Here is a 23224-nt window from a genome sequence, read left to right as displayed (position 1 = left end):
CTGTGCGCCGGTCATACCTGGCATCTGCGGACGGGCGTGCTCTGGCGCAGCATCAGCACCAGCAGCCAGGGCGCGCCGAGTGTGGCGGTGACCGCGCCCACCGGCAGTCCCTCGATCGGCAGGAGGTGCTGCACCATCAGGTCGGAGGCGAGCAGCAGGACCGCCCCGGTGAGCCCGGCCAGCGCCAGGGAGGTAGCGGTCGGCGGGCCGGTGACGAACCGCACGATGTGCGGGACGGCGAGGGCCACGAACGTCACCGGACCGGCGAGCGCGGCGGCCAGTGAGGCCAACGCGACGGCAACGAAGAGGAGTTGGAGGCGAGCACGGGACGTGTCGAGGCCGAGCGAGCCCGCCGAGTCGTCCCCGAGGTCGAGCACGGCCAGCCGCCGGTGCATGACCGGCGCGGCGCCGAGCGCGACCACCATGCCGCCGCCCGCGCCCCACACCTCCGTCCAGGTCCGCCCGTACACCGAACCGGTGGTCCACTGCAGCGCCGACCCGGCGAGGTCGGCAGGGAAGCGCACGATCATCAGGTTCACGGCTGCCGCGAGACCCGCCTGCACGGCGAGCCCGGTCAGCACGAGCCGGGTGACGGCGAGCCCCGAGCCCCAGGCGAACACCCCGAGCAGCAGGGCCGCGAGCAGCCCGCCGCTCAGCGCCCCGACGGGGATCAGCGTCTGTGAGGCACCGGCCGCGATCAGCGCGACCGCGCCCAGCGAGGCCCCGCCGGTCACACCCATGACGTCGGGAGAGGCCAGCGGATTGCGGAACAGCCGTTGCAGCACGCATCCCGCCGCGCCGAGCCCGGCGCCGGCGACGATCGCCGCCACCGAACGGGGCGCCCGGAACTGCTGCACCACCAGCACGTCCCCGGGATCCCCGAGCCCGGCCAGCGCGCGCAGTGCCGTGCCCGCCGGCATCGCCATCTCACCCGTCGTCAGGGACACGGTGAGCAGCACGAACAGCAGGGCCAGAGCACTCACCGCGAACAGCAGGACGCGGCGCCGGTCCTGGGCACGCGACGTGGACTTCGTCCGTACGGTGGACACGACCGCGGCGCTCATCGGGCCACCCTCCGGGCCAGCAGCGCCAGCAAGGGGGCGCCGAGGAACGCGGTCACGATGCCGACCTCCAACTCCGAGGGCCGGATCACCATCCGGCCGAGCACATCCGCCGTGAGCAGCAGCAGTGGACCCGCGATCAGACAGCCGGGGACCAGCAGCCGGTGGTCACCGCCCAGCAGGGGCCGTACGAGATGAGGCGCGGCGAGGCCGATGAAGGCGATCGGACCGGCCACCGCAACCGCGGACCCGGCGAGCAGAACGACCGCGATTCCGCCGGCCAGCCGGATCCGGGCCACCGGCACCCCGAGCGCCTGGGCCGAATCGCCGCCCAGGGCAAGGGCGTTGAGCGCGGGGGAGACGGCGAGCGCGACGACCAGGCCGAGCAGCAGAGTCGGCAGGACCGGCCACAGGACGTCCAGGGAGCGCCCGGAGAGCGACCCCGCCAGCCAGAAACGGGCCTCGTCCAGCGTGCGCTGGTTCATCAGCATCACCGCCGACGTCCAGGACAGCAGCACGAGTTGGAGCACGGTGCCGCCGAGCGCCAGCCGTACGGGGTCGATGTCTCCGGCCCGGCGGGCCAGCGTCTGGGCGAACAGGGCGGCCCCGGCGGCACCCGCGAACGCGAACCACACATACTGCGCGGGGCTGTTGAGCTTCAGTGCGAAGATGGCGACGACGACCGCGAAGCCGGCGCCCGCGTTGATGCCGAGCGTGGTCGGAGAGGCGAGCGGATTGCGGGTGATGCCCTGGGCGACGGCCCCGGCCACCCCGAGCGCGGCGCCGACCACGAGCCCGATGACGGTCCGCGGCAGGCGCAGCCCGGTCACCACCAGGGCCTCGCGTCCGTGAACGTTCCCGAGCAGAGCGTCGGCCACCGTGCCCAAGGGTACGGAGCGGGCCCCGAGGGCGAGGCTGAGCGCGGTGCAGAGCGCCAGAGCGGCGAGGCTGGTGAGGAAGAGCGGTACGTGCCTGAGGGCACGGAAGGGCACACCGATCGGTGCGCCCTGTTGGGTCGCAGTCACAAGCCGTGAGCTTAGGTTAGCCTTTCTTTAGACTTCAACTGCTGTGTGATCACTGTGATGATCGCGATGGATGATCAGCCGTCGTGAGTCGACGATCGGCCGTCGCGAACCACGGAGACCCCACCTGGCACTTTCCACTTGATCACGAGTGTAAGGTAAGCCTTACCTATCTGGCTTTCGCTGAAACTTGCACAGGAGCACCGATGTCCGTGGCCCTGACGACCCCGCCGGCCGGCGCCGTCGCGCATACGCTCCGTGACGCCTATACGCGGCTGGGCGATCTCTGCGACGCGCTGTCCGTGCGGATCGCCGAGCCCGGGGACGATCAGGACCGAGCGCGAGTGTCGGCGGCGGAGCTGGTGAAGGACGAGGCCGTGCTCGACGCCTTCGTCGCCGCGGAGGCCGCCCGAATTCACGATCGCCACGGGACAGTTCCACGCCGTGACGTCGCCGCCTCGCGCGCCCTGCACGACTACGCGTGGTCGGTCTCACTCCTCATGAGCGGCGTCTGGTACCTGGAACGCCGCGTACCGCGAATCCGGCCCGAGGACCTGCGCCTGGACCTCGACTCGGCCGAGTTCACCCTCACGCCGGGAAGCGACCTCGCCTGCCTGGCCGACGATCCGGCAGCCCTGCTGCCGGGCGTTCTGACGGCCCCTCATGAGGAGTCCCTGCGCGCCGAGTTGCGCACCGCTGTCGCCGATCACATGGGGCCGCTCCTGGACGCGATGGGCCCCGTCACGCGCCGCCGCTCACGCGCCCTGTGGGGCATGGTCGCCGACGACCTGGTCTCGGGCGTCTGGTACCTCGGCCGCACGCTCGGCCGTGAGGACGACGCCGTCGAGGCGGCCACCAGGCTGCTGCCCACCGCCATGACCCCGTACCCCGACGGTGCCGGCTTCCGGCACCTGACGACCGGCGACGGACGCCGGCACCCGACGCGTACCCGCACCGGGTGCTGCATGTATTACACGATCCGCCCGGACGAGGCGTGCGGCACCTGCCCCCGCACCTGTGACGCGGAGCGGCTGCGCAGGCTCCAGGCCTGAACTGTCCGGGCACGGTGCCGCGCCGTGCCGCACGGGCGTCGTCACTCGGTACTCGGTACTCGGTTTGACGCCCGGCTGTGGTCAGTCGGCCGTGGTCACTCGGCCGTCGCCAGGAACTGCGTCGCCGCCAGCTCCGCGTAGAGCGGGTCGGCCGCCACGAGTTCGCGATGCGTGCCCACCGCGCGCACCCGGCCCCCGTCCATCACGACGATCCGGTCGGCCATCGTCACCGTCGAGAGGCGATGCGCGACGACCAGCACCGTGGTCGTACGGGCCACATCGGCGACCGTGTCGCGCAACGCGGCCTCGTTCACCGCGTCCAACTGCGAGGTGGCCTCGTCCAGGAGCAGCAGGCGGGGGCGGCGCAGCAGGGCACGGGCGATGGCGACACGCTGGCGTTCGCCGCCGGACAGCTTGGTGCCCCGGTGACCGACGAGCGTGTCGGCGCCGCCGGGCAGCCGCGCGACCAGGCCGTCGAGGCGGGTCGTCTTCAGCACGCGTGTGACGGCGTTGTCGTCGGCGTCGGGATTGCCCAGCAGCAGGTTGTCCCGCAGCGAACCCGACAGCACCGGGGCGTCCTGCTCCACATAGCCGATCGCCGACCGGAGTTGGGCCAGTTCCCAGTCCGCCAGGTCCCGCCCGTCGAGCGTGATGGTCCCGGCCTCGGGGTCGTAGAACCGCTCTATGAGGGAGAAGACGGTGGTCTTGCCCGCGCCGGACGGTCCGACGAAGGCGGTCATGCCCTGCGCCGGCACGGCGAACGTCACCCCGTGGTGGACGTACGGCAGATCGTCGGCGTAACGGAAGCGGACGTCCTCGAAGGCGAGCGCGGCGGGTTGGGCACCTGCGGCGGGCAACGGGGCGGGCGCGGCGGCCGGTTCGGCGGGCAGTTGCAGCGCTTCCTGGATCCTGGCGAGCGCCGCCGCGCCGGTCTGGTACTGCGTGATCGCGCCGACGACCTGCTGGATCGGCGACATCAGATAGAAGACGTACAGCAGGAACGCCACCAGCGTGCCCACGTCGATCGCCCCGGTCGCCACGCGCGCCCCGCCCACCGCGAGCACCGTGATGAACGCTATCTGCATCGCAAGTCCGGCCGTGTTGCCCGCCGCCGCCGACCACTTGGCGGCCCGCACGCTCTGCCGCCACGACTCCTCGGCTGCCTCGTGTAGCGTCCGCTCCTCCCGGTGCTCGGCGCCGGACGCCTTCACCGTGCGCAGCGCGCCGAGGATCCGCTCCAGCGAGGCCCCCATCACCCCGACGGCGTCCTGCGCCTGCCGGCTGGCCCGGTTGATGCGCGGCACGATCACGCCGAGGATCGTGCCCGCGCCGAGGATCACAGCGAGGGTGACCAGCAGCAGCACTGGTTCCACCACACCCATCATCGCCACCGTCGCCACGAGGGTGAGCCCTCCGGTGCCGAGACCCACGAGCGAGTCGGTCGTGACCTCCCGCAGCAGCGTCGTGTCCGAGGTGATGCGGGCCATCAGGTCGCCCGGCTCACTGCGGTCCACGGCGGTGATGCGCAGCCTCAGCAGATACGACGACAGGGTGCGCCGCGCACCCAGCACCACCGACTCGGCGGTGCGCTGCAGCACATACGAACCGAGCGCGCCCACCGCCGCGTTGGCCACCACCAGCCCGGACATGACCACCAACGCCCCGGTGATGGCCCGGTCGTGGGACAGATCGTCGATCAACCCCTTTGCCACCAGCGGCAGGAGCAGCCCCGTGGCCCCGGTGACCAGCGAGAGCACGGCACCCACGAGCAGGGTCCACCGGTGCGGGCGCACATAGCCCAGGAGCAGCCGCCAGGTGGGCGGCGTGGATTCGGTCGCTGCGATGCTCACGGGGCTCCTTGGGAGTCGTACGGAGCCTTCAGGCTACGTCGACGCCCTCCCGCGGAGCCTGCCAGTTTTGTGCCACCGCGAGGGCCGGGGCGGTCGGGCAGGCTGCCGTTCAGGACGTCCCAGACGTCTGGCGGTCGCTGCCTCGGTTCCGACCGGCGCGGGGTGGTGTCAAGAGGAAGGGCAGGCGTGGGCGCCCAGGCCAACCGCCTCCAAGACCTGGCGGCGGCTGCGCGCAACGGCAGGCCTCGACCTGGCCGTGCGCTACGCGGCCACCGTCCGGCCCTTCGACGGGCTCGGCCTGCGAACGGCAGCCCGGGCGGTCCCGGACTTCCTCAGGTGACCGGCACCCGACCGGGCCGCTCCCGATCGGCGAGGGCCGTTCGAGGCCGGCGGAGGGCGACCACCTGGCCGGATGACGTCTGTCGCACCCCCTTACCGATCAGTCACAACTAGGGTCGGCAGTGGACGAAGACCCGCCGAGGGAAGGGTGGAGCACCATGGCGCAGGAAGTCCGCGGCGTGATCGCACCGGGCAAGGACGAGGCCGTGCGCGTGGAGACGATCGTCGTGCCGGACCCGGGGCCGGGAGAAGCCGTCGTACAGGTCCAGGCCTGCGGCGTCTGTCACACCGACCTGCACTACAAACAGGGCGGCATCAGCGACGACTTCCCCTTCCTGCTGGGCCACGAGGCGGCCGGCGTGGTGGAGTCGGTCGGCGAGGGCGTCACGGACGTCGCGCCCGGCGACTTCGTCGTCCTCAACTGGCGTGCGGTGTGCGGACAGTGCCGGGCCTGTCTGCGCGGCCGGCCCTGGTACTGCTTCGCCACCCACAACGCGACTCAGAAGATGACCCTCGCTTCGGACGGCCGGGAACTCTCCCCGGCGCTCGGCATCGGAGCCTTCGCCGAGAAGACCCTGGTCGCCTCGGGGCAGTGCACCAAGGTCGACCCGGCGGTCACCCCGCAGGTGGCCGGTCTGCTGGGCTGCGGTGTGATGGCCGGCATCGGCGCCGCGATCAACACCGGCAGCGTCGGCCGGGGCGACACCGTCGCCGTGATCGGCTGCGGCGGCGTCGGGGACGCCGCGATCGCCGGGTCGAACCTGGCGGGCGCGGCGAAGATCATCGCCGTGGACATCGACGACCGCAAGCTCGACAAGGCCCGCACGATGGGCGCCACCCACACCGTCAACTCGCGCGAGACCGACCCGGTGGACGCGATCCGTGAGCTGACCGGCGGGTTCGGCGCGGATGTCGTCATCGAGGCGGTCGGCCGCCCGGAGACCTACAAGCAGGCCTTCTACGCCCGCGACCTCGCCGGCACGGTCGTCCTCGTCGGCGTGCCCACCCCGGAGATGAAACTGGAACTGCCCCTGCTCGACGTCTTCGGACGCGGCGGCGCCCTGAAGTCGTCCTGGTACGGCGACTGCCTGCCGAGCCGGGACTTCCCGATGCTGATCGACCTGCACCTCCAGGGCCGCCTCGACCTGGACGCGTTCGTCACCGAGACCATCCAACTCGACGAGGTGGAGAAGGCGTTCGAGCGGATGCACCACGGCGACGTCCTGCGCTCGGTGGTGATGCTCTGATGACCGCCCGCATCGAACGCCTCGTCACCTCCGGCCAGTTCAAGCTCGACGGCGGTGCCTGGGACGTCGACAACAACGTGTGGCTCGTCGGCGACGACCACGAGGTGATCGTCATCGACGCCGCCCACGACGCAGACGCCATCGTCAAGGCCGTCGGCGACCGGCGCCTGACCGCGATCGTGTGCACCCACGCCCACAACGACCACATCGACGCCGCGCCCGCCCTCGCCGACCGCACCGGCGCCACGATCTGGCTCCACCCCGACGACCTGTCCCTGTGGAAGCAGACCCACCCGGACCGCGACCCCGACGCCCACCTCGTGGACGGGCAGATCATCGAGGGCCCGGGCGTCGACCTGACGGTCCTGCACACCCCGGGGCACGCGCCGGGCGCGGTGTGTCTGTACGACGCCGGACTGGGCGTCGTCTTCACCGGCGACACCCTCTTCCAGGGCGGCCCCGGCGCCACCGGCCGCTCCTACTCCCACTTCCCGACGATCATCGACTCGATCCGCACCCGCCTGCTCGCCCTCCCACCCGAGACCAAGGTCCTCACCGGCCACGGCGACGGGACCACCATCGGCGCGGAGGCACCCCAGCTTCAGGAGTGGATCGACCGGGGCCACTGAGGCCGCGACCGCTTGAGGCACCTCGACGCGCGCGCCTGCGCCCGGCCGGGTGACCCCACGGCAAGACCGGAGCAGGACCAGCAAAAGACGACAGAAGATGTCCGGCTTACCCGGCACCCTCGAAGACGCCATCGCTCGCAGAGGGTCGGGCGCACAGGGTCGGGAGGCCGGACATGTCACAGCCGTTGAAGGACAAGGTCGCACTCGTCGCGGGCGCGACACGGGGCGCCGGGCGCGGCATCGCCGTGGAGCTCGGGGCGGCCGGCGCCACCGTCTACGTGACCGGACGCAGCACACGTGCCCGGCGCTCCGAGTACAACCGCCCCGAAGCGATCGAGGACACCGCCGACCTCGTCACCGAAGCGGGCGGGCACGGTGTCGCCGTACCCACCGATCACCTCGACCCCGCCCAGGTCCGCGTCCTCGTCGACCGCATCGCGGACGAACAGGGCCGCCTCGACGTCCTCGTCAACGACGTCTGGGGCGGCGAGAAACTCTTCGCCTGGGACAGCCCCGTCTGGGAGCACGACCTGGACAAGGGCCTCAGGCTGCTGCGGCTCGGGGTCGAGACGCACGCGATCACCAGCCACCACGCCCTGCCCCTGCTCCTGCGCCACCCCGGCGGACTCGTCGTCGAAATGACCGACGGCACGGCCGAGTACAACGGCGCCAACTACCGGAACTCCTTCTTCTACGACCTCGCCAAGACATCGGTCCTGCGCATGGCGTTCTCCCTCGGCCATGAACTCGGACCGCGCGGCGCCACCGCCGTCGCGCTGACCCCGGGCTGGCTGCGCTCGGAGATGATGCTCGACGCGTTCGAGGTGCGCGAGGACAACTGGCGCGACGCCCTGGAACGCGTCCCGCACTTCGCCATCTCCGAGACCCCGCGCTACGTGGGGCGCGCCGTCGCCGCCCTCGCCGCCGACCCCGACGTGGCCCGCTGGAACGGAGAGTCCCTCTCCAGCGGGCAGCTCGCGCCGGTCTACGGCTTCACGGACCTCGACGGCAGCCGGCCCGACGCGTGGCGGTACCTCGTGGAGGTCCAGGACGCGGGCAAACCGGCGGACACGACCGGCTACCGCTGAGGCGGCACCGGGTTCATGACCGGGAGCGGCCAGCGCGCCGGGTGGCCCGGCGGCAGGCCCAGGTCGTCGCGTACGGCCGTGTAGTAGCCCTCGCGGCCGGCCCGTTGCCGCTCCAGCAGCGCCTGCCAGGCCGCACGGTCGTCCCGGCCCTCCCGTACGAACCGTTCCATCTCCATCGCCGCCACGACCCAGACCCGCGCCTTCTCCACCACCTCGCGGCTGCCCAGCATGAGCAGCGCCTCACCCGAGGGGTCCCGGCGGATGCTCGCCTCGGCCAGCAGCGGCTGGGCCTCTTCGAGGCTCAGGGGATCCGGGTACGGATCGACGCCCGCCCGGGCGGCGACCCGGTAGGTCACCGTGACCGTCTTCTTCACCGACTGCGCGTAGTCGGCGTACACCGTGAGCCGCCGCTCCTCCCAACGCGCCGCCTGCTCCCGCCGGAACCTCATCCGGTCGCCCCGCACGACCGCCATGTACGACCCGAGCGCGCCGATCACGACGCCTATGAGCGCGGGGAGTTGCTGAATGAACACGGACATGGACGCACGCTATCTGCCCGGATGATCCTTCCGGCACTACGGTTCGGTCCATGACGGACACAACGCGCTTCGCAGGTCACAGAGTCCTGGTCACCGGTGCGGCCCGCGGCATCGGCGCGGCGACCGCCCGCCGGTTCGCCGAGGAGGGGGCCCGCGTGCTCGTCACGGACGTGGACGGGCCCGAGGCCGAGCGGACCGCGGCGAAACTGCGGGGGCGGGGACTCGCGGTGCAGGCGTCGGCATGCGATGTCGCCGACCTCGCGTCCGTCGAGGCGGCCGTCGCCCACGCCGTCGACGCCTTCGGCTCGCTCGACGTCCTGGTCAACAGCGCGGCCTCCTGCTCGCCCGACACCGCGCTCTTCGAGGACGGTCCGGACGAGGCGTGGGCCCGCGACCTCGACGTCACCCTGACCGGCACCTACCGCTGCTGCCGTGCCGCGCTCCCGCAGCTGGCCGCCACCGGCCGCGGAGCCGTCGTGAACATCGGCTCCGTCAACGGCCTGCAGGACTTCGGCAACCACGCCTACAGCGCCGCCAAGGCCGGCCTCGGCTCCCTCACCCGCACCCTCGCCGGGCACGCCGCCGCGCGCGGAGTCCGCGTCAACCTGGTGACGCCGGGCACGGTGCGGACCTCGGCGTGGGAGGGGCGGGAGGCGGAACTCGACGCGATCCGCCCGCTGTACCCGCTGGGCCGGGTCGGCGAGCCCGAGGACATCGCCGCCGCGGTCGCCTTCCTCGCGTCCCGCGACGCCGCCTGGATCACCGGCGCCACCCTCACCGTCGACGGCGGCCTCACCGCGGTCAACACCGGTTTCCGGGCAGCGGTGCGGCGCCCGGACGACGCCTGAAACTCCCCGCTCACCGAGTGAGCCAGACCACATAGGTCACAGTCAGGCCCGGCGAAGTTTCACCGTTCGGTCACAGCCCGGCGCGCGCCACAACCGAAGCCCCCGTACAGCGGTCTACCTGGCAGAAGTCCACAGGAACACCCAAGGGAGAGGCCCGGCCATGGGGGACAGACGCAGACGGCGTGCCGTCGCACTCGGCATCACCACAGGACTCGTCGCACCGCTCGCGCTGACGATCGCCGCCGCACCGGCGCAGGCGGCTCCGAGCTGCACGACGCAGGCCGGCCCGTATCAGAAGAAGGTGGAGAAGTTCCTCGGCCGGCCGGTCGACGGCAAGCAGTCCAGCGCCGACTGCAAGGCCATCCAGGCCTTCCAGACCAAGCACGGCATCACCCCGAACGCCGGCTACGCGGGGCCCGTCACATGGGGCGTGATGGACCTCATGAACAAGCAGAAGGCCGTAGGCACGAACCCCAACAAGGACGGCAAGTGCCCCGTCAACAAGGGCCGCATCGCCTGCGTGAACCTCTCGCTCCAGCTGAGCTGGATCCAGGACGGGAAGAGGCTGGTGTACGGCCCGGTGCCGGTCCGTACCGGACGTAACGGCTACGAGACGCGCACCGGTCTGAAGAAGATCTACTGGCGCAACATCGACCACGTCTCGACCATCTACGACGTGCCGATGCCGTACGCCCAGTTCTTCGACGGCGGCCAGGCCTTCCACTCGGTCGGCGTCAGCATGTGGAACCCGCCCGGCTCGCACGGCTGCGTCAACATGACCAAGACCGACGCGAAGAAGTACTGGTCGCTGCTGAAGAACGGCGACGACGTCTATGTGTACGGCCGCAAGCCGGGCACCTGACAGACGGCAGGCACCCGGCTCGCGAGCGAACGGGGAGAAACGTCACGCCTCCGGCGCGTCCCCGAAGTCCGGGATCTCCAGCCTGGCCCCGCCCTGCCGCGCCGACTCGTGCGCGACGATGCCCGGCAGGGTGTAGCGGGCGGCCACCCACGCGTTCACGGACGGCAGTGTGCGGGTGTTGACCGCGGTCACGAAGTCGTCCACCAGGAAGTGGTGGCTGCCCTCGTGGCCGTTGTGCAGGTTGTCGAAGGCCCGCGGCAGCCGGGCGCGGTCGTGCACGGGCGCCGACCCCGAGGTGAAGGCCGCCCGCAGCTCCGGCGCGATGTGCTGGAGCGACGGGTCGTCGGGGGACATGGTGGGCTTGGGCTCCAGCAGCTCACTGATGTCCTTGACACCCTTTTTGTCCTGCCAGAAGGCCACAGTGGCGAGCTGCTCCATGCTCGCCTCGGTGCCGAAGAACCGGAACCGCGACTCCCGTATGTGTGACGGGTAGCCGACCCTCCGGAACTCGTTCGTACGGAACGAGCCACCGCCCGCGACCTCGAACAGCGCGGTCGCGTTGGACACGTCGTTGCCGAACTGGCTGACGCTCTTGTCGAAGACCCCGTCGCCCCGGTCGTCCACGACCCCGATCGCCGACACGCTCACCGCGTGCGTCCGCCACGCCCCGAGCACCCCGCCCACCGCGTGCGTCGGGTACAGCAGCGGGGGATAGCTGGCGGTCGCCTTCCAGTTCTCGCCGCCGCTGTACTGGTACGCCTCGTAGAACCCGAGGTCCATGTCGTGGACGTAGTCGCCCTCGGCGTAGAAGAGCCGCCCGAAGGCGCCCTCGGCGATCTGGTTGCGGGCGTGCACGGTCGCCGGGTTGTACTCGCTGGTCTCGCCCATCATGTACGTCAGGCCGGTCGCCTTGACCGCGTCGATGATCGCCGCGATCTCCTCTTTGGTGATCGCCATCGGAACCGCGGAGTAGACGTGCTTGCCGGCGTTCAGGCCCTGCAGCACCAGCGGGCCGTGGGTCCAGCGCTGGGTGAAGATGGCGACCGCGTCGACGGCCGCCGATTCCAGCATCGCCTCGTACGAGGGGAAGGTGCCGGCCAGTCCCTGTGCGTCGGCGAGCTGCTCGGCCCGCTCGGGCAGCAGATCGGTGACGTACACGTCGCTGACACCGGGGTGGGCCTGGAACAGCGTGGCGAACTGGCCGGAGAACTGGCCGGCGCCGACGATGCCGAGGGAGAACGTCATGGAGTGTGTGCCTTTCACTGGCCGAGGATGAGGTTGATCTGGTCGTTGGTCCTGGTCAGGCCGCTCGCCGGGGCGTCGTTGGCGTAGACGTCCTGCATCGCGGGGCGCATCAGGGAGTACACGTCCGCCGCGTAGTCGGTGATCGGGAAGGAGAACGTGGTGGAGTTCTTCCTGTCGGTGACCGGTTCGGTGAAGGCGGAGACGTCGATGCCCTTCTTCCTGTACGCGGCCACGGCCGCCTCGGTGCCGTCAGGGGTCGCCGGGAAGACGATGCCGTAGCCGCCGACGGCCTTCTGGCACTCGTTCGAGGTGAGATACCGCACCCACTTCTTCGCGCCCTCCTTGTTGCGGGCGTTCTTGGTGATCGAGTCGGCGAGGCCGTTCATCATGGTGGCCCGCTTGCCGGTCGGGCCGGTCGGCGTGGGTGCGGTGCCGACATCGAGACCCTTGGTGCCGTAGTAGGTGGAGATCATCCAGGCGCCGTCGAAGGCGGTCGCCGCCTTGCCGGAGGCGACCTGGGCGTTGGCCGGGTTGGCGCCGTCGGTGTAGTCGGTGAAGGGCGCGAGGTAGCCCTTCTTCGCCAGTCCGAAGTACCAGTCGACCACCGACTGGAAGGTCCTGCTGTCGTACTGGTACCTGGTGCCCCAGCGGGCCTGGTCGGTGTAGTGCCAGCCCGCCGAGGCGACGAACGGGCTCCACGTGGTCTGGCCGTCCGCGTCCCCCGCGCCGCCGGTCGCCATCCCGTACACCTTGACGTTGTTCTTGTCGAAGCCCTTCTCGTCGCCGCGCCTGCCGTTCTTGTCGACGGTCAGATGCGCGATGGTCTTCTCGAAGGTGCCGCCGTCCTTCGGGTTCCAGGACAGGCCGTCGAGCCCGTCGGCGCTGAGTCCGGCCTCCTCGACCATCTTCTTGTTGTAGAAGAGGGCGACGGTGTCCCAGTCCTTGGGCGCGCCGTAGCGATGGCCGTCCTGGCCCTTCCAGTTGGCGGCCAGCCCCGCCTGGTAGGCGGAGTCGTCGATACCCAGGTCGTCCAGCGGTTCGAGCACGTTCAGGTCGGCGAACTGCCCGAACTTCTGGATGTGGTCGGTGAACACGTCCGGCTCGGTGCCCGCGATGAAGCTCGCGGTGAGCTTGGTCCAGTAGTCGGCCCAGCCCATCTGCGTGATCTTCACCTTCAGGCCCGGATTCTGCCTCTCGAACCCCTTCGCACAGGCCTGGTACGCGGGCAGCTGATTGGCGTCCCACAGCCAGTACGTCACCGTGTTCCCGCCCGACCCGGCCGCGCCGCCCTGCGCGCAGCCGGTGGCCAGGGACAGCACCATCGCCCCGGTCAGGGCCAGGATCGTACGCATCCGAACTCGCATCCCAGTCCCCTTACTTGACGCCGGTGAAGCTGATGGAGCTGACGATGCGCCGTGCGAAGCAGCCGAACAGCACGAGCATCGGGAGGGCGGCGATCAGCGTGGCCGCCATCAGGCCGGACCAGTCGTAGCCCGTCTGCGGGGTCTGTGCCCGGAAGATGGCCAGCGCGACGGTGAGCACGCGCGAGCTGTCGCTGTAGGACACCATCAACGGCCAGAAGTAGTCGTTCCAGGCGGTGATGTACGTCAGCAGGCCCAGCGTGAGGATCGGTGTGGCCGCCATCGGCAGCATCACCCGGAAGAAGATCCGGATCTTCCCGGCCCCGTCCAGCAGGGCGGCCTCCTCCACCTCCCGCGGCACATTCATGAAGAACTGCCGCAGGAAGAACACCGCGAACGGCGTCATGAACATCGTCGGCAGGGCCACCCCCAACAGGTTGTCGACCAGGCCGAGTTGCTTGATCAGCACGAAGTTGGGGAGCAGCGTGAAGATCGCCGGCACCATCAGCCCGGCCAGGAACAGTCCGAACACCTTCTCCCGCCCGCGCCAGCGCAGCCGGGCGAAGGCGTACGCCGCCATGGCGGAGAAGAAGATCTGGCAGACGGTGATCAGAGTCGAGACGATCACCGAATTGAGCAGATAGCGCCAGAACTTGAGCCCGCCGCCCGAACCGCCCTGGGCGATCGCTTCCTCGGCCGACTGCAGACCGAGCGCCCGCTCGAAGCCTCCGGTCGTCGGATCCACGGGCAGCAGATCGCCGGGGTGGGCGGCGAGCGCGGTGTTCGAGGACAGCGCGGTGCGCAGGATCCAGTAGAACGGCAACAGCGTGATGAGCACGACGGCGGCCATCACCGCCCAGGCCACGGCCCGTCCGAAGGAGGGCCTGCGCCTGACGCGCCGTACGGTCGTGGTGTCTGCCACGGCAGCCATGTCGGTGTCTCCCTTCCCTCAGCCGAGGTCGCTCTGGCCGGCCCGGGTGAGCCGGTACTGCAGGACGGTGATCGCGCTCAGCACGACCAGCAGGGCCACCGACATCGCCGAGGCGTACCCGAACTGGAAGCGCCCGAAGGCGGCGCCGTAGATGTAGTACTGCAGGACGTTCGTGGCGTTCGCCGGTCCGCCCGCGGTCGTCACGGCGACCGTGTCGAACACCTGGAACGAACCGATCACCGTCATGATCAGAACGACCGCCAGGACCGGTCGCAGCAGCGGCATCGTGATCCGCCAGAACATGCGCCACTCGCTCGCGCCGTCGACCTTCGCGGCCTCGTACATGTCGTTGGGGATCGCCATCAGACCGGCGAACAGCAGCAGCGCGGTGTACCCGACATGCCGCCACACATTGATCAGGGCGATCGTCGGTATCGCCCAGGTCTCGTCCGCGAGGAACGGGATGCGGTCGGCGCCGATCCCCGCGATGATCTCGTTGCCGATGCCGAGCTGGGTGTCCAGCATCCACAGCCAGACGATGCCCGCGACGACGTTCGACATCAGATACGGCGTGAGCACGATCCCCCGTAGCACCGCCGACTGGGTCAGCCGCTGCAGCAGTACGGCGATGGCGAGCGCCGAGACCGTCTGGACGCCGATGTTGATGACCACGTACTCGACGGTGACGCCGAGCGATTCCCAGAAGATCGGGTCGTGGACCATCCGCACGTAGTTGTCCAGGCCGACCCACTCCGCCGGCGTGAGCAGGTTGAAGCGGGTGAAGCTCAGGTAGATGCCCCGCAGCGTCGGCCAGAGCAGGAAGGCCAGGAAGCCCAGCATCGCCGGCGCGATGAACACCGCGGCGAGCCGCCCGTCTCCCTCGTTCTCGCGGGAGCGCGCCCGCCGCGTCCTCGACTTGGTCCCCGCTCCCTCGGCGCCCCCCAGCGGCAGGCGCGAAGGAGGGCTGCTGGAGGCGATGGTCATCAGGAGACTCCCTCGTCTGCGGCTCGTCCTCGGCGCCACTTACTTTCGTTGCGGAAGAATCCAGCCGTCAAGAGGTGCGCAAACATCTTCTTCAAGCCAGCAGGACCGCTCTAGACTGGTCTCGTTGGTTTCGCATAGAAAAAAATCAGAGAGCAAAACCAGAGAAAGATCATGTGGGAGCCTGACGACCATGACCCCAGTAGCCGACAGCTGGCCCCCTCTCAGTCCCGGTGAACGCTCGGTGGCGATCGAGGTGCTCGTCGGCGGGCCCCTGTCGCGTACCGAGCTCGCGCGGCGGCTCGACCTGTCCGCGGGCAGCCTCACCCGGCTCACCAAACCGCTGATCGAGTCGGGCCTCCTCGTCGAGGTGCCCGAAGCGGGCGCTCCGGCGGAGGTGCGCCAGGGGCGCCCGTCCCAGCCGCTGGACGTCGTCGCCGACTCCCTCTCCTTCCTCGGCTTCAAGATCACCGACGACATGGTCTACGGCGTCCTGACCACCCTCAGGAGCGAGATCGTCGCCCGCTACGACCGCCCCCTGGTCACCCGTGAACCCGCCGCGGTCGTCGACCTGCTGGGGGAGATGACCGACGCGCTCGCCGGCGACCACCCGCGGCTGGCCGGGATCGGCATCGGCGTGGGCGGCTTCGTCGAGGACCGGGCCGTGGTCGGGGAGTCTCCGTTCCTGGACTGGCGTGAGGTGCCGCTCGCCGAACTGGTCGAGGAACGCACGGGGCTGCCGGTCGTCGTGGAGAACGACGTGGCCGCCCTGGTCGAGGCGGAGACCTGGTTCGGCGCCGGCCGCGGCCTCGACCGCTTCGTCGTCCTCACCATCGGTGCCGGTATCGGCTACGGACTGGTCCTCGGCGGCAAGCGGGTGCCCTACGCCGAGGAGGACCGCGGCTTCGGCCGCCACTGGATCGTGAACCCGAACGGCCCGCTGACCCCCGAAGGGGCGCGTGGCAGCGCCGTCTCCCTGCTGACCATCCCCAGCATCCGCTACCAGGTCCAGGCCGCCACCGGCCGCGACCGCACGTACGAGGAGATCCTGGAGAGTGCCGCGGCGGGCGAGCCGATGCCCGCCCGGGTCGTCGAGGAGGCGGCCCGCGCCCTGGGCACCCTGGTCGCCCAGATCGCCAACTTCGTGCTGCCGCAGAAGATCCTTCTCGCGGGAGAAGGGGTGGGCCTGATGGACGTCGCCGGCAAGACTGTGACGGAGACCATCCGTGCCCAGCGGCATCCGCTGGCCGCGTCGATCGACCTCGAGACCAAGGTGTCCGATTTTCACGACTGGGCCCGTGGTGCCGCCGTTCTGGCGATCCAGGTGCTGGTGCTGGGAGCGACGGACGCCTGAACTCCGCGATCTGCGGGGACAGATGGACGTGATCAGCAACACTGTCCGGTATGTCCGTATTGCGCAGTCTTACTCACATGGCCTTCACCTGCAGCGCCGTATGCTTCACAGCATGTCCACCACTGTTGAAATCGCCTCCGATCGATCGGCTGACGAGGTCAACGAGGAGATCCGGGCGCTGTGGCGCCGGTCGGGCGGGACACTGAGCGTCGAGCAGCGCGAGGAATACCAGCGCCTCGTCCTGGAGTGGGCCGCCGCGGCCCTGCAGCCGGCAAAGGCGGCCTGACCGCTCGCCCCGGCGCAGGCCCGAGCATCCTCCTCGGCCCCTCTCGCCGCGCACCGCAACGCCCCACACGGGCACCCCTGATCCAATGGGTGCCCTCCTCGCACTGACCTCGGCCGTCCGCTACGGCATCGTCGGCTTCGCCGGCGCCATGCCCCGCCGCGGGGGCGGCACCCTCATCCCCTACCTGCTCACCGACCAGCGGCAGTTGTCGGCCATCGCCGTGGTCCTCGCCTCGCGCTATCCGGCGTTGCCCGTCGTCCTCGGGTTCGTGCTCCAGCGCGAACCCCTCACCGCACGGTGGGTGATCCGGCTGACCGGCGCAGCGGCAACCCCTCTGCTCACCCTCGGGTGACGGACACTCACCCCCAGGTCGCCGAGTAGTACCGCCGGTACGCCTTGCGGTCCTGCTCGGCGCGGATGAAACGGGTCGCCGCCAGGGCGACCAGGCTGCCCGCGATGACCAGCAGACCGGGACCGACGTTCTTCGGGTCCGCGAGCCGGGACAGCAGCGTCACGGCGGCCTCGCCCGTCACCGGCGCCGAGGAACCGGGCGACGCGTCACCGGGCGCGCCCGCGTCCTGCGACGGGGCCGGCGCGGCGCCCTGACCGGAGCCGTTCTGCCCCGCCACGATCAGCTTCATGTCCAGCGCGGCCAGCGCCTTGGTGACGGGCTGGAAGAACGTCGTACCGCCCGCGTTGCAGTCGCCGCTGCCCCCCGACGTCACACCCAGCGCGACCCCCTCGGAGAACATCGGACCGCCGCTGTCCCCCGGTTCGGCGCACACGTTCGTCTCGATCAGGCCCGTGACCGTGCCCTCGGGATAGTTGACCGTGGCGTTGAGCGCCGTCACCTCGCCGTCACGCAGCCCGCTCGTGCTGCCACTGCGGAACACCTTCTGTCCGACGGCCGGATCGGCCGCGCCGGTGATCCGCACGCCCTTGCCCTCGCCGATGGACACGACGTCGGCCCCCGCCCCGGCGTCCCCGCTCGCGTACTGGACCAGGGAGAAGTCGCCGCCGGGAAAGCTCTGCTGGATCGTCTGCCCGATCTGCTGCCGGCCCCGGTTGTCGGCGAACCACACCGAACCGTTCGGCCCGCAGTGCCCGGCGGTCAGGATGAAGTCGCGCTGTCCGTCGGTCACGTTGAAGCCGGCCGAACAGCGCCCGGCCGTCGACAGCAGCGGCAGCGCCCCGTTGATGCGCGTCGTGAACGTGCCCTCGGTGCGCTCCATGCGGACGAAGCCGCCCATGTCCGCCGCGAGGTTCGTCATCCGGGACCAGTCCGAAGCGGAGACGGTGCTGTCGCCCCGTACGACCACCTCGTTGGAGCGGTAGTCCATGACCCACGCCGTACCGGCCACCCGGGGCGCCGAACGCAGCGTCGACGTCGCCGACTTCATCTCGTCCATGCTGTGGTCGACCATCTTCGCCTGGGCGCCGGCCCTGCGCACCTCGGCGGCGGCGCCCTCGTCGGTGACGGCGACGACCGCCTTCCCGTCGGCCCCGATCCAGCTGCCCGCCGTACGGGACGTGCCCAGCCGTGAGACCAGCTCGCTGCCGGAGTCGCCGGCCGAGGCGGCGTAGGTGCGCGGGACGGCCGAGGCGTCCGGAGTTTCGCTCGCGACGGCGCGTGTGACCATCGTTCCTCCGAGGAGGAGTCCGCCGACCGCCGCCAGCCGTGTCACTCGCCGGACGAGACGTCGTCGTGCGTGCCTCATGCATGGCTCCCGAACCAGTACAGCGCGGCGTCAACGCCGCGGGGCCCTCCCGTGGTTGAGCACCCTCACTCCATACGTGGCCCGGTACGCGCGCGTTCACCGCACGGGCAATTCACCGCGCGTCACCGGCCACTGCGCGTCCTCACCGTTCCCGGACACCGGCACATCCCCCTATCTTGTGCCTCATGACCAGGATTGCGCACGAAATGTCCGGTGAACCGAATCCGCTCAGCGCACTGCCCCTCGACCGCCTTCGATCGCGTACGAGCATGAAGTGGCGCGCCTACCCCGAGGACGTGCTGCCCCTGTGGGTGGCCGAGATGGACGTGCCGCTGGCCGAACCCATCGTGCGCGCGCTCACCGACGCCCTCGAACTCGGCGACACCGGATACCCGGCGGGCACCGGCTACGCCGAGGCGCTCGCCGGTTTCGCGGAGAAGCGGTGGGGCTGGGAGGTCGCCGTGGAGCGAACGGCGATCGTGCCCGACGTCATGCTCGGCGTTGTCGAAATGCTCAAACTGGTCACCGGACCGGGCGATCCGATCGTCGTGAACTCACCCGTGTATCCGCCGTTCTACATGTTCGTCGAGCACATGGACCGCGAGGTGGTCGAGGCCCCGCTCGGCGCCGACCTGCGCATCGACCTCGACACTCTCGACGAGACGTTCCGGCGGGCGACCACGGGCGGCCGACGCGCCGCCTTCCTGCTGTGCAGCCCCCACAACCCGACCGGCACCGTGCACACCGCCGACGAACTGGCCGCCGTGGCCGCACTCGCCGACCGCCACGGCGTCCGCGTCGTCGCCGACGAGATCCACGCACCGGTCACCGCGGGCGGCGTCGACTTCGTGCCGTATCTGCGCGTCCCCGGAGCCGAGAACGGGCTGTCGCTGATGTCGGCGTCGAAGGCGTGGAACCTGGCCGGCCTCAAGGCGGCCCTGGCCATCGCCGGACCCGCGGCCGCCGCCGACCTGGACCGGATGCCGGAAGAGGTCAGCCACGGTCCCAGCCACCTCGGCATCATCGCCCACAGCGCCGCCCTGCGTGACGGCACCGCCTGGCTCGACGCCCTGCTGACGGGCCTCGACGACAACCGGCGCCTGCTCGCGGACCTCCTGGCCGAACACCTCCCGGCGATCACCCACCGCCCGGGCGATGCGACCTACCTCGCCTGGCTCGACTGCCGTGCCCTGGGCCTCGGCGACGACCCGGCGGACGTCTTCCTGCGGCGCGGCCGGGTCGCGCTCAACTCCGGCATCCCCTTCGGTACCGGCGGCGCGGGTCACGCACGGCTGAACCTGGCCACATCACCCGAGCTGATCACGGAGGGCGTACGTCGCATGGCGGCGGCCCTCGACTGAGCCGTACGACTGAGCCGCACGACAGGGGCGCCCCGCGGGGCGCCCCGCGGGGCGCCCCTGTTGGCGTCCCCACCTCCGCCGCCCGCACCCTCCCTGCCTAAACTGCGAGCCATGGACGATACGTCGCTCGAGACGCTCGGCGCGGGCCAGTACCTGCTCATCACCAGCTACCGCAAGAACGGCACCGGTGTCGCCACGCCGGTCTGGGTGGTCCGCGACGGAGACGCCCTCGGCGTGTGGACGGTGGCCGACTCGTGGAAGGTCAAGCGCATCCGCGCCCGGGCCGACGTCCTCGTCGGCCCCTGCGACCTGCGCGGCAGGCCGACCGGCGACCAGGTCCCCGCCACCGCCGAGATCTGCGACGAGACCACCAGCGCCCACTACCGCCGGCTCATCGCCCGCAAGTACGGCATCACCGGCCGCCTCACCCTCTTCGGCAGCCGACTTCGCCGCGGCGTGAACGGCACCGTCGGCATCCGCCTGACGCTGACGCCGGCCGGCTGACCGCCGGTGGTGGCCGCGCCCAGGGGGTAGCGGAGCGTTTCGGGAGGGTTCCCGTCCGAGTCGAGTGAGCATGGTGCCGACGACCGCCCGTGCCGTCCGTCCGTCGTGCCCGTCGGGCAGGAGGCGGCGGCCGGGGGCGTCGTGGGTACGGCGCGCTCGGTGCGCGGGCGAAGGGGGAGAGCGCTGGTGGCAGGGGAGCGGGAGCGGATCATCGCCGGGCGGTACCGGCTGCGGCAGCGGCTCGGCGCCGGCGGCGGAGGAAGCGTCTGGCTGGCCGAGGACAAAAAGCTCCGGGCACAGGTCGCGGTCAAGGAGATCGACGTACCGGACGAGCCGGACGCGCGGCTCGGCGACCCTGCCGACCGGGGGCGCGACGAGGCGCTGAAGGCCGCGCAGCTGCGCGAGCACCCGAACGTGATCACCGTGTACGACGTGGTCGAGGACGACGACCGCCCGTGGATCGTGATGGAGTACCTGCCCGGTACCCGCGACCTGCACGCCGTGGCCAGGCAGCGCGGCCCGCTGTCGAGCGAGGAGACGGCCCGGATCGGGGCGGCCGCCCTCGACGGACTCCGCGCCGGGCACCGGCTCGGCATCATCCACCGGGACGTGAAGCCGTCCAACATCCTGCTGGCGCCCGACCATTCGGGCACCGTCGACGGCCGGGTCCTGCTCACGGACTACGGCATCTCGTTGCGGCCCCGCGAAACCCGGATCACCCGGAGCGGCATGGTCGTCGGCACCCCGGGCTACGTGGCACCCGAGCGGCTGTCCGGCGGCGAGGCGACCGCCGCCTCCGACCTGTTCTCGCTCGGCGTCACCCTCTACTTCGCCGTCGAGGGCACCGCCCCCTTCGAACGCGACACACTCGACGCCAGCCTCCTCGCGGCACTGAACACGGAGCCCTCCGTGCCGCAGCGAGCGAGTGCCCCGCTCGGCCGCGCCATCATGGGCCTGCTGACCAAGGACCCGCTGAAGCGGATCGAGGCGGCGGAGGCGGCCGAGTTGCTCGCCGAGGCCGCGGGCGAGACGCTCGGCACCCGTGGCTCACGGCCCGGCCAACCCGCCCCGCCGGACGAGGGCAGCTCCACCGCCACCCGCGGTACACCGCTGAGCTCGCTCCCCACCCCGGTCCGGCGACTGCCCGTCCTCCTGGCGCTCACCGTCGTGCTGGTCGGGGGCGGCGGGTTCGCGCTGGGTGCCGTCACCGTCGGCGAGGCGGGGGAGGGGACACAGAGCCCGCAGGTCAGGGCGAAGCCTGCCGGGACTCCTTCCCCGGTCCCGTCCCCGACCGTCACCCGCAGCACGTACCCGTACGGCAGACAGGTGGGCCTGCGTGACGGCCTCACGGCGGGCCAGTGCGTCGACGCCGAATGGAAGGGCGACGACTTCAAGGGACGGCCGGGCCTCAAGCTCGCCGACTGTCACGACGACGACCCCGAGGGTCAGGTCATCGCGACCGTGACGGCCGACCGCACCGCACCGGCACCGGACGCGAAGTCCGTACAGGGCGAGTGCACCCGGCGCACCGCAAACCTGCGGGGCACCATGCCCGACCCCGTGCTGTACGTCCTGACCCCCGAGGCCGGCCAGAGCGAGCCGCCGGCGTCGGCCTGCCTGCTGTTCCTGAAGAACGCCACCGTCGGCGGCCCGCTCGGCGACTTCCGCAGGTTCGGCGACGAGGTGTACATCACGCAACTGGGCCCGGGTGACTGCATCAACTCCGAGGACGACGAGGACGGTTCGTCCACCGAGACCCTGGTGAGCTGCGACGGGCCGCACGACGAGCAGGTGGCCGGCTGGACCTGGGCCTCCGGGGAGGGCTCCTCGGACAGCGTCGACACGGGAGGGCTCTGCGAGGAGAAGTACGGCGTCGACTGGGCCCGCGGCAAGGGGCACGAGATGTGGGGCTGGTCCTCCACGGACGAGGAGTGGGACGCCGGCTTCCGCCACGTGATGTGCAGCGTGGCCCGTGAGGACGGCAAGAAGCTGCCCGCGGGAGGGCTGAAACCGGCGTACTGAGCCCGTCGCATGCCGCGTCGGCGGCCCTTTGGGACGGGTCCCGTCGTGCCTGCGGGACCCTGGTGAACGCATCCGTACGTGCCGAGAAGTCCACGAACCGTCGAGGAGACCAGCGATGCCCCTGTCCGCCAGCCTCGCGCGCGGCGTCGCACCCACGGCGCCCGGAACCCTGCACGCCCGCACGGTGACCGGCGATCTCACCGTGCCGCCGCGGCCGGGCCTGACGGTGCGTTTCGGGCGGGGCGAGCGGCCGGACGTGGACCTGGGCGTCGGGGTGGACGATCTGCGGGTGAGCCGGCGGCACGGCGAGCTGACGTACCAGCAGGGGCAGTGGTGGCTGCGCAACATCGGCCAGCAGCTCGTCCGGCTGCCGCGCGGGCGGATGATGCACACGACGACCGAGCCGATGCCGCTCGGCTCCGGCTACACCCCGCTGTTCGTGAAGGGCTCCGGCTACCGGGAACACCTGGTCGAGCTGTACGTGGCGGGCCACGACGACCAGGGGCCCGTCTCGCGGCGCCGGGCTCGGACGCTGCGCCCGGAGATCTGGCCGCTCGACGACGACGAACGCCTGCTGCTGGTCGTCCTGGGCCAGCGCTACCTGCTGTACGAGGAGGACCCGCGCCCCCTCAGCTACGCCATGGCTGCCCGGCAACTCGCCCACCTGCGCCCCGACGTGGGGTGGAACGAACGCAGGATCGAGTACCGCATCGAGGACGTACGCCGTCGCCTGCACCGCACTGGCTTCCGGTACCCCCTGCTGCACGACAAGTCCCAGGGCCGTCCCGGCGACAACCGCCTGCTGCACAACCTGCTGCGCGGCCTGGTGGAGTCCACCACGCTCGTACCGCCGGACCTCGACCTGATGGAGGAGCCCTCACCCCCGGACCCGGGACCGGTCCCGGAGCCCCGCGCCTAGGGTCC

The 23224-nt window shown here is 70.9% G+C and carries 22 protein-coding genes; 13 read left to right on the top strand and 9 right to left on the bottom strand.

Annotated elements, in window-relative coordinates; translation table 11 throughout:
• Positions 1-11: 11 nt before the first annotated feature.
• Both OHT51_RS03710 and OHT51_RS03705 read right to left on the bottom strand, forming a co-directional pair.
• Positions 12-1064 carry a FecCD family ABC transporter permease gene (locus OHT51_RS03710; RefSeq protein WP_328877422.1) on the bottom strand — a complete coding sequence of 351 codons (1053 nt, stop codon included), beginning with the start codon at positions 1062-1064 and terminating at the stop codon, positions 12-14.
• Positions 1061-2053 carry a FecCD family ABC transporter permease gene (locus OHT51_RS03705; protein ID WP_328884232.1) on the bottom strand — a complete coding sequence of 331 codons (993 nt, stop codon included), beginning with the start codon at positions 2051-2053 and terminating at the stop codon, positions 1061-1063. Before OHT51_RS03705 ends, OHT51_RS03710 begins: the two co-directional genes overlap by 4 nt.
• 236 nt (positions 2054-2289) lie before the next feature.
• Here OHT51_RS03705 and OHT51_RS03700 point away from each other — a divergent pair, with 236 nt between their 5' ends.
• Positions 2290-3135, top strand: coding sequence for a (2Fe-2S)-binding protein (locus OHT51_RS03700; RefSeq protein ID WP_328877421.1), 846 nt, complete (start codon positions 2290-2292; stop codon positions 3133-3135).
• Between the two features lie 95 nt (positions 3136-3230).
• Here the strand turns inward: OHT51_RS03700 and OHT51_RS03695 are convergent, their stop codons facing one another.
• Positions 3231-4985, bottom strand: a complete 1755-nt coding sequence (locus OHT51_RS03695) for an ABC transporter ATP-binding protein (protein ID WP_328877420.1) — start codon at positions 4983-4985, stop codon at positions 3231-3233.
• 497 nt (positions 4986-5482) lie between these two features.
• Here OHT51_RS03695 and OHT51_RS03685 point away from each other — a divergent pair, with 497 nt between their 5' ends.
• The 3 genes from OHT51_RS03685 to OHT51_RS03675 all read left to right on the top strand — a co-directional run bounded on the left by OHT51_RS03685 (position 5483) and on the right by OHT51_RS03675 (position 8288).
• On the top strand, positions 5483-6571 hold the full coding sequence (locus OHT51_RS03685; protein ID WP_328877419.1) for an S-(hydroxymethyl)mycothiol dehydrogenase: 1089 nt from the start codon (positions 5483-5485) through the stop codon (positions 6569-6571).
• Entirely contained in the window at positions 6571-7200 is a 630-nt protein-coding gene (locus tag OHT51_RS03680; protein ID WP_328877418.1) for an MBL fold metallo-hydrolase, read from the top strand. Before OHT51_RS03685 ends, OHT51_RS03680 begins: the two co-directional genes overlap by 1 nt.
• 173 nt (positions 7201-7373) lie before the next feature.
• Positions 7374-8288 carry an SDR family oxidoreductase gene (locus OHT51_RS03675; RefSeq protein ID WP_328877417.1) on the top strand — a complete coding sequence of 305 codons (915 nt, stop codon included), beginning with the start codon at positions 7374-7376 and terminating at the stop codon, positions 8286-8288.
• Here the strand turns inward: OHT51_RS03675 and OHT51_RS03670 are convergent.
• Entirely contained in the window at positions 8279-8827 is a 549-nt protein-coding gene (locus OHT51_RS03670) for a hypothetical protein (RefSeq protein ID WP_328877416.1), read from the bottom strand. The two genes, OHT51_RS03675 and OHT51_RS03670, sit on opposite strands and share 10 nt — an antisense overlap.
• A gap of 50 nt (positions 8828-8877) precedes the next feature.
• Between OHT51_RS03670 and OHT51_RS03665 the strand changes: the two genes are divergently transcribed.
• Both OHT51_RS03665 and OHT51_RS03660 read left to right on the top strand, forming a co-directional pair.
• Positions 8878-9675, top strand: coding sequence for an SDR family NAD(P)-dependent oxidoreductase (locus OHT51_RS03665; protein WP_328877415.1), 798 nt, complete (start codon positions 8878-8880; stop codon positions 9673-9675).
• 160 nt (positions 9676-9835) lie between these two features.
• The gene (locus OHT51_RS03660; protein ID WP_328877414.1) at positions 9836-10537 is read left to right on the top strand and encodes a L,D-transpeptidase family protein; all 702 of its coding nucleotides are present in this window, start codon (positions 9836-9838) and stop codon (positions 10535-10537) included.
• Between the two features lie 42 nt (positions 10538-10579).
• Here OHT51_RS03660 and OHT51_RS03655 read toward each other — a convergent pair whose 3' ends face one another.
• From OHT51_RS03655 to OHT51_RS03640, 4 genes are read right to left on the bottom strand one after another with little or no spacing between them, the layout of a single operon-like run.
• A complete protein-coding gene (locus OHT51_RS03655; RefSeq protein WP_328884231.1) occupies positions 10580-11782 on the bottom strand; it encodes a Gfo/Idh/MocA family protein in 1203 nt (400 codons plus the stop codon).
• Between the two features lie 14 nt (positions 11783-11796).
• Positions 11797-13134 (bottom strand): ABC transporter substrate-binding protein, encoded by a 1338-nt coding sequence (locus tag OHT51_RS03650; RefSeq protein WP_328877413.1) that lies wholly within the window; start codon positions 13132-13134, stop codon positions 11797-11799.
• A 22-nt stretch (positions 13135-13156) separates the two neighbouring features.
• On the bottom strand, positions 13157-14074 hold the full coding sequence (locus tag OHT51_RS03645) for a carbohydrate ABC transporter permease (protein WP_328877412.1): 918 nt from the start codon (positions 14072-14074) through the stop codon (positions 13157-13159).
• 18 nt (positions 14075-14092) lie between these two features.
• Positions 14093-15058 carry a carbohydrate ABC transporter permease gene (locus OHT51_RS03640; RefSeq protein ID WP_328877411.1) on the bottom strand — a complete coding sequence of 322 codons (966 nt, stop codon included), beginning with the start codon at positions 15056-15058 and terminating at the stop codon, positions 14093-14095.
• Positions 15059-15248: 190 nt separating this feature from the next.
• Between OHT51_RS03640 and OHT51_RS03635 the strand changes: the two genes are divergently transcribed.
• The 3 genes from OHT51_RS03635 (at position 15249) to OHT51_RS03625 (ending at position 17047) form a co-directional block, all read left to right on the top strand.
• Positions 15249-16409, top strand: a complete 1161-nt coding sequence (locus OHT51_RS03635) for an ROK family transcriptional regulator (protein WP_328877410.1) — start codon at positions 15249-15251, stop codon at positions 16407-16409.
• A 100-nt stretch (positions 16410-16509) separates the two neighbouring features.
• Positions 16510-16695 carry a hypothetical protein gene (locus OHT51_RS03630; RefSeq protein ID WP_328884230.1) on the top strand — a complete coding sequence of 62 codons (186 nt, stop codon included), beginning with the start codon at positions 16510-16512 and terminating at the stop codon, positions 16693-16695.
• An 85-nt stretch (positions 16696-16780) separates the two neighbouring features.
• A complete protein-coding gene (locus OHT51_RS03625; RefSeq protein WP_328877409.1) occupies positions 16781-17047 on the top strand; it encodes a hypothetical protein in 267 nt (88 codons plus the stop codon).
• 7 nt (positions 17048-17054) lie between these two features.
• Here the strand turns inward: OHT51_RS03625 and OHT51_RS03620 are convergent, their stop codons facing one another.
• The gene (locus tag OHT51_RS03620) at positions 17055-18413 is read right to left on the bottom strand and encodes a S1 family peptidase (protein ID WP_328877408.1); all 1359 of its coding nucleotides are present in this window, start codon (positions 18411-18413) and stop codon (positions 17055-17057) included.
• Between the two features lie 185 nt (positions 18414-18598).
• On the opposite strand from OHT51_RS03620, the gene OHT51_RS03615 reads away from it, so the two are divergent.
• From OHT51_RS03615 to OHT51_RS03600, 4 genes are all read left to right on the top strand, one after another.
• Complete coding sequence (locus OHT51_RS03615; protein ID WP_328877407.1) at positions 18599-19774, top strand: MalY/PatB family protein; 1176 nt, start codon at positions 18599-18601, stop codon at positions 19772-19774.
• A gap of 111 nt (positions 19775-19885) precedes the next feature.
• Positions 19886-20278, top strand: coding sequence for a PPOX class F420-dependent oxidoreductase (locus tag OHT51_RS03610; protein WP_328877406.1), 393 nt, complete (start codon positions 19886-19888; stop codon positions 20276-20278).
• A 186-nt stretch (positions 20279-20464) separates the two neighbouring features.
• Entirely contained in the window at positions 20465-22300 is a 1836-nt protein-coding gene (locus OHT51_RS03605; RefSeq protein ID WP_328877405.1) for a serine/threonine-protein kinase, read from the top strand.
• 115 nt (positions 22301-22415) lie between these two features.
• A complete protein-coding gene (locus OHT51_RS03600) occupies positions 22416-23219 on the top strand; it encodes an FHA domain-containing protein (RefSeq protein ID WP_328877404.1) in 804 nt (267 codons plus the stop codon).
• Positions 23220-23224: the final 5 nt, after the last annotated feature.

Origin of the sequence: Streptomyces sp. NBC_00299, from assembly GCF_036173045.1 — a bacterium.
In the GTDB taxonomy this organism is placed as follows: domain Bacteria; phylum Actinomycetota; class Actinomycetes; order Streptomycetales; family Streptomycetaceae; genus Streptomyces; species Streptomyces machairae.
This window is presented reverse-complemented; position numbering and strand designations above follow the sequence as displayed.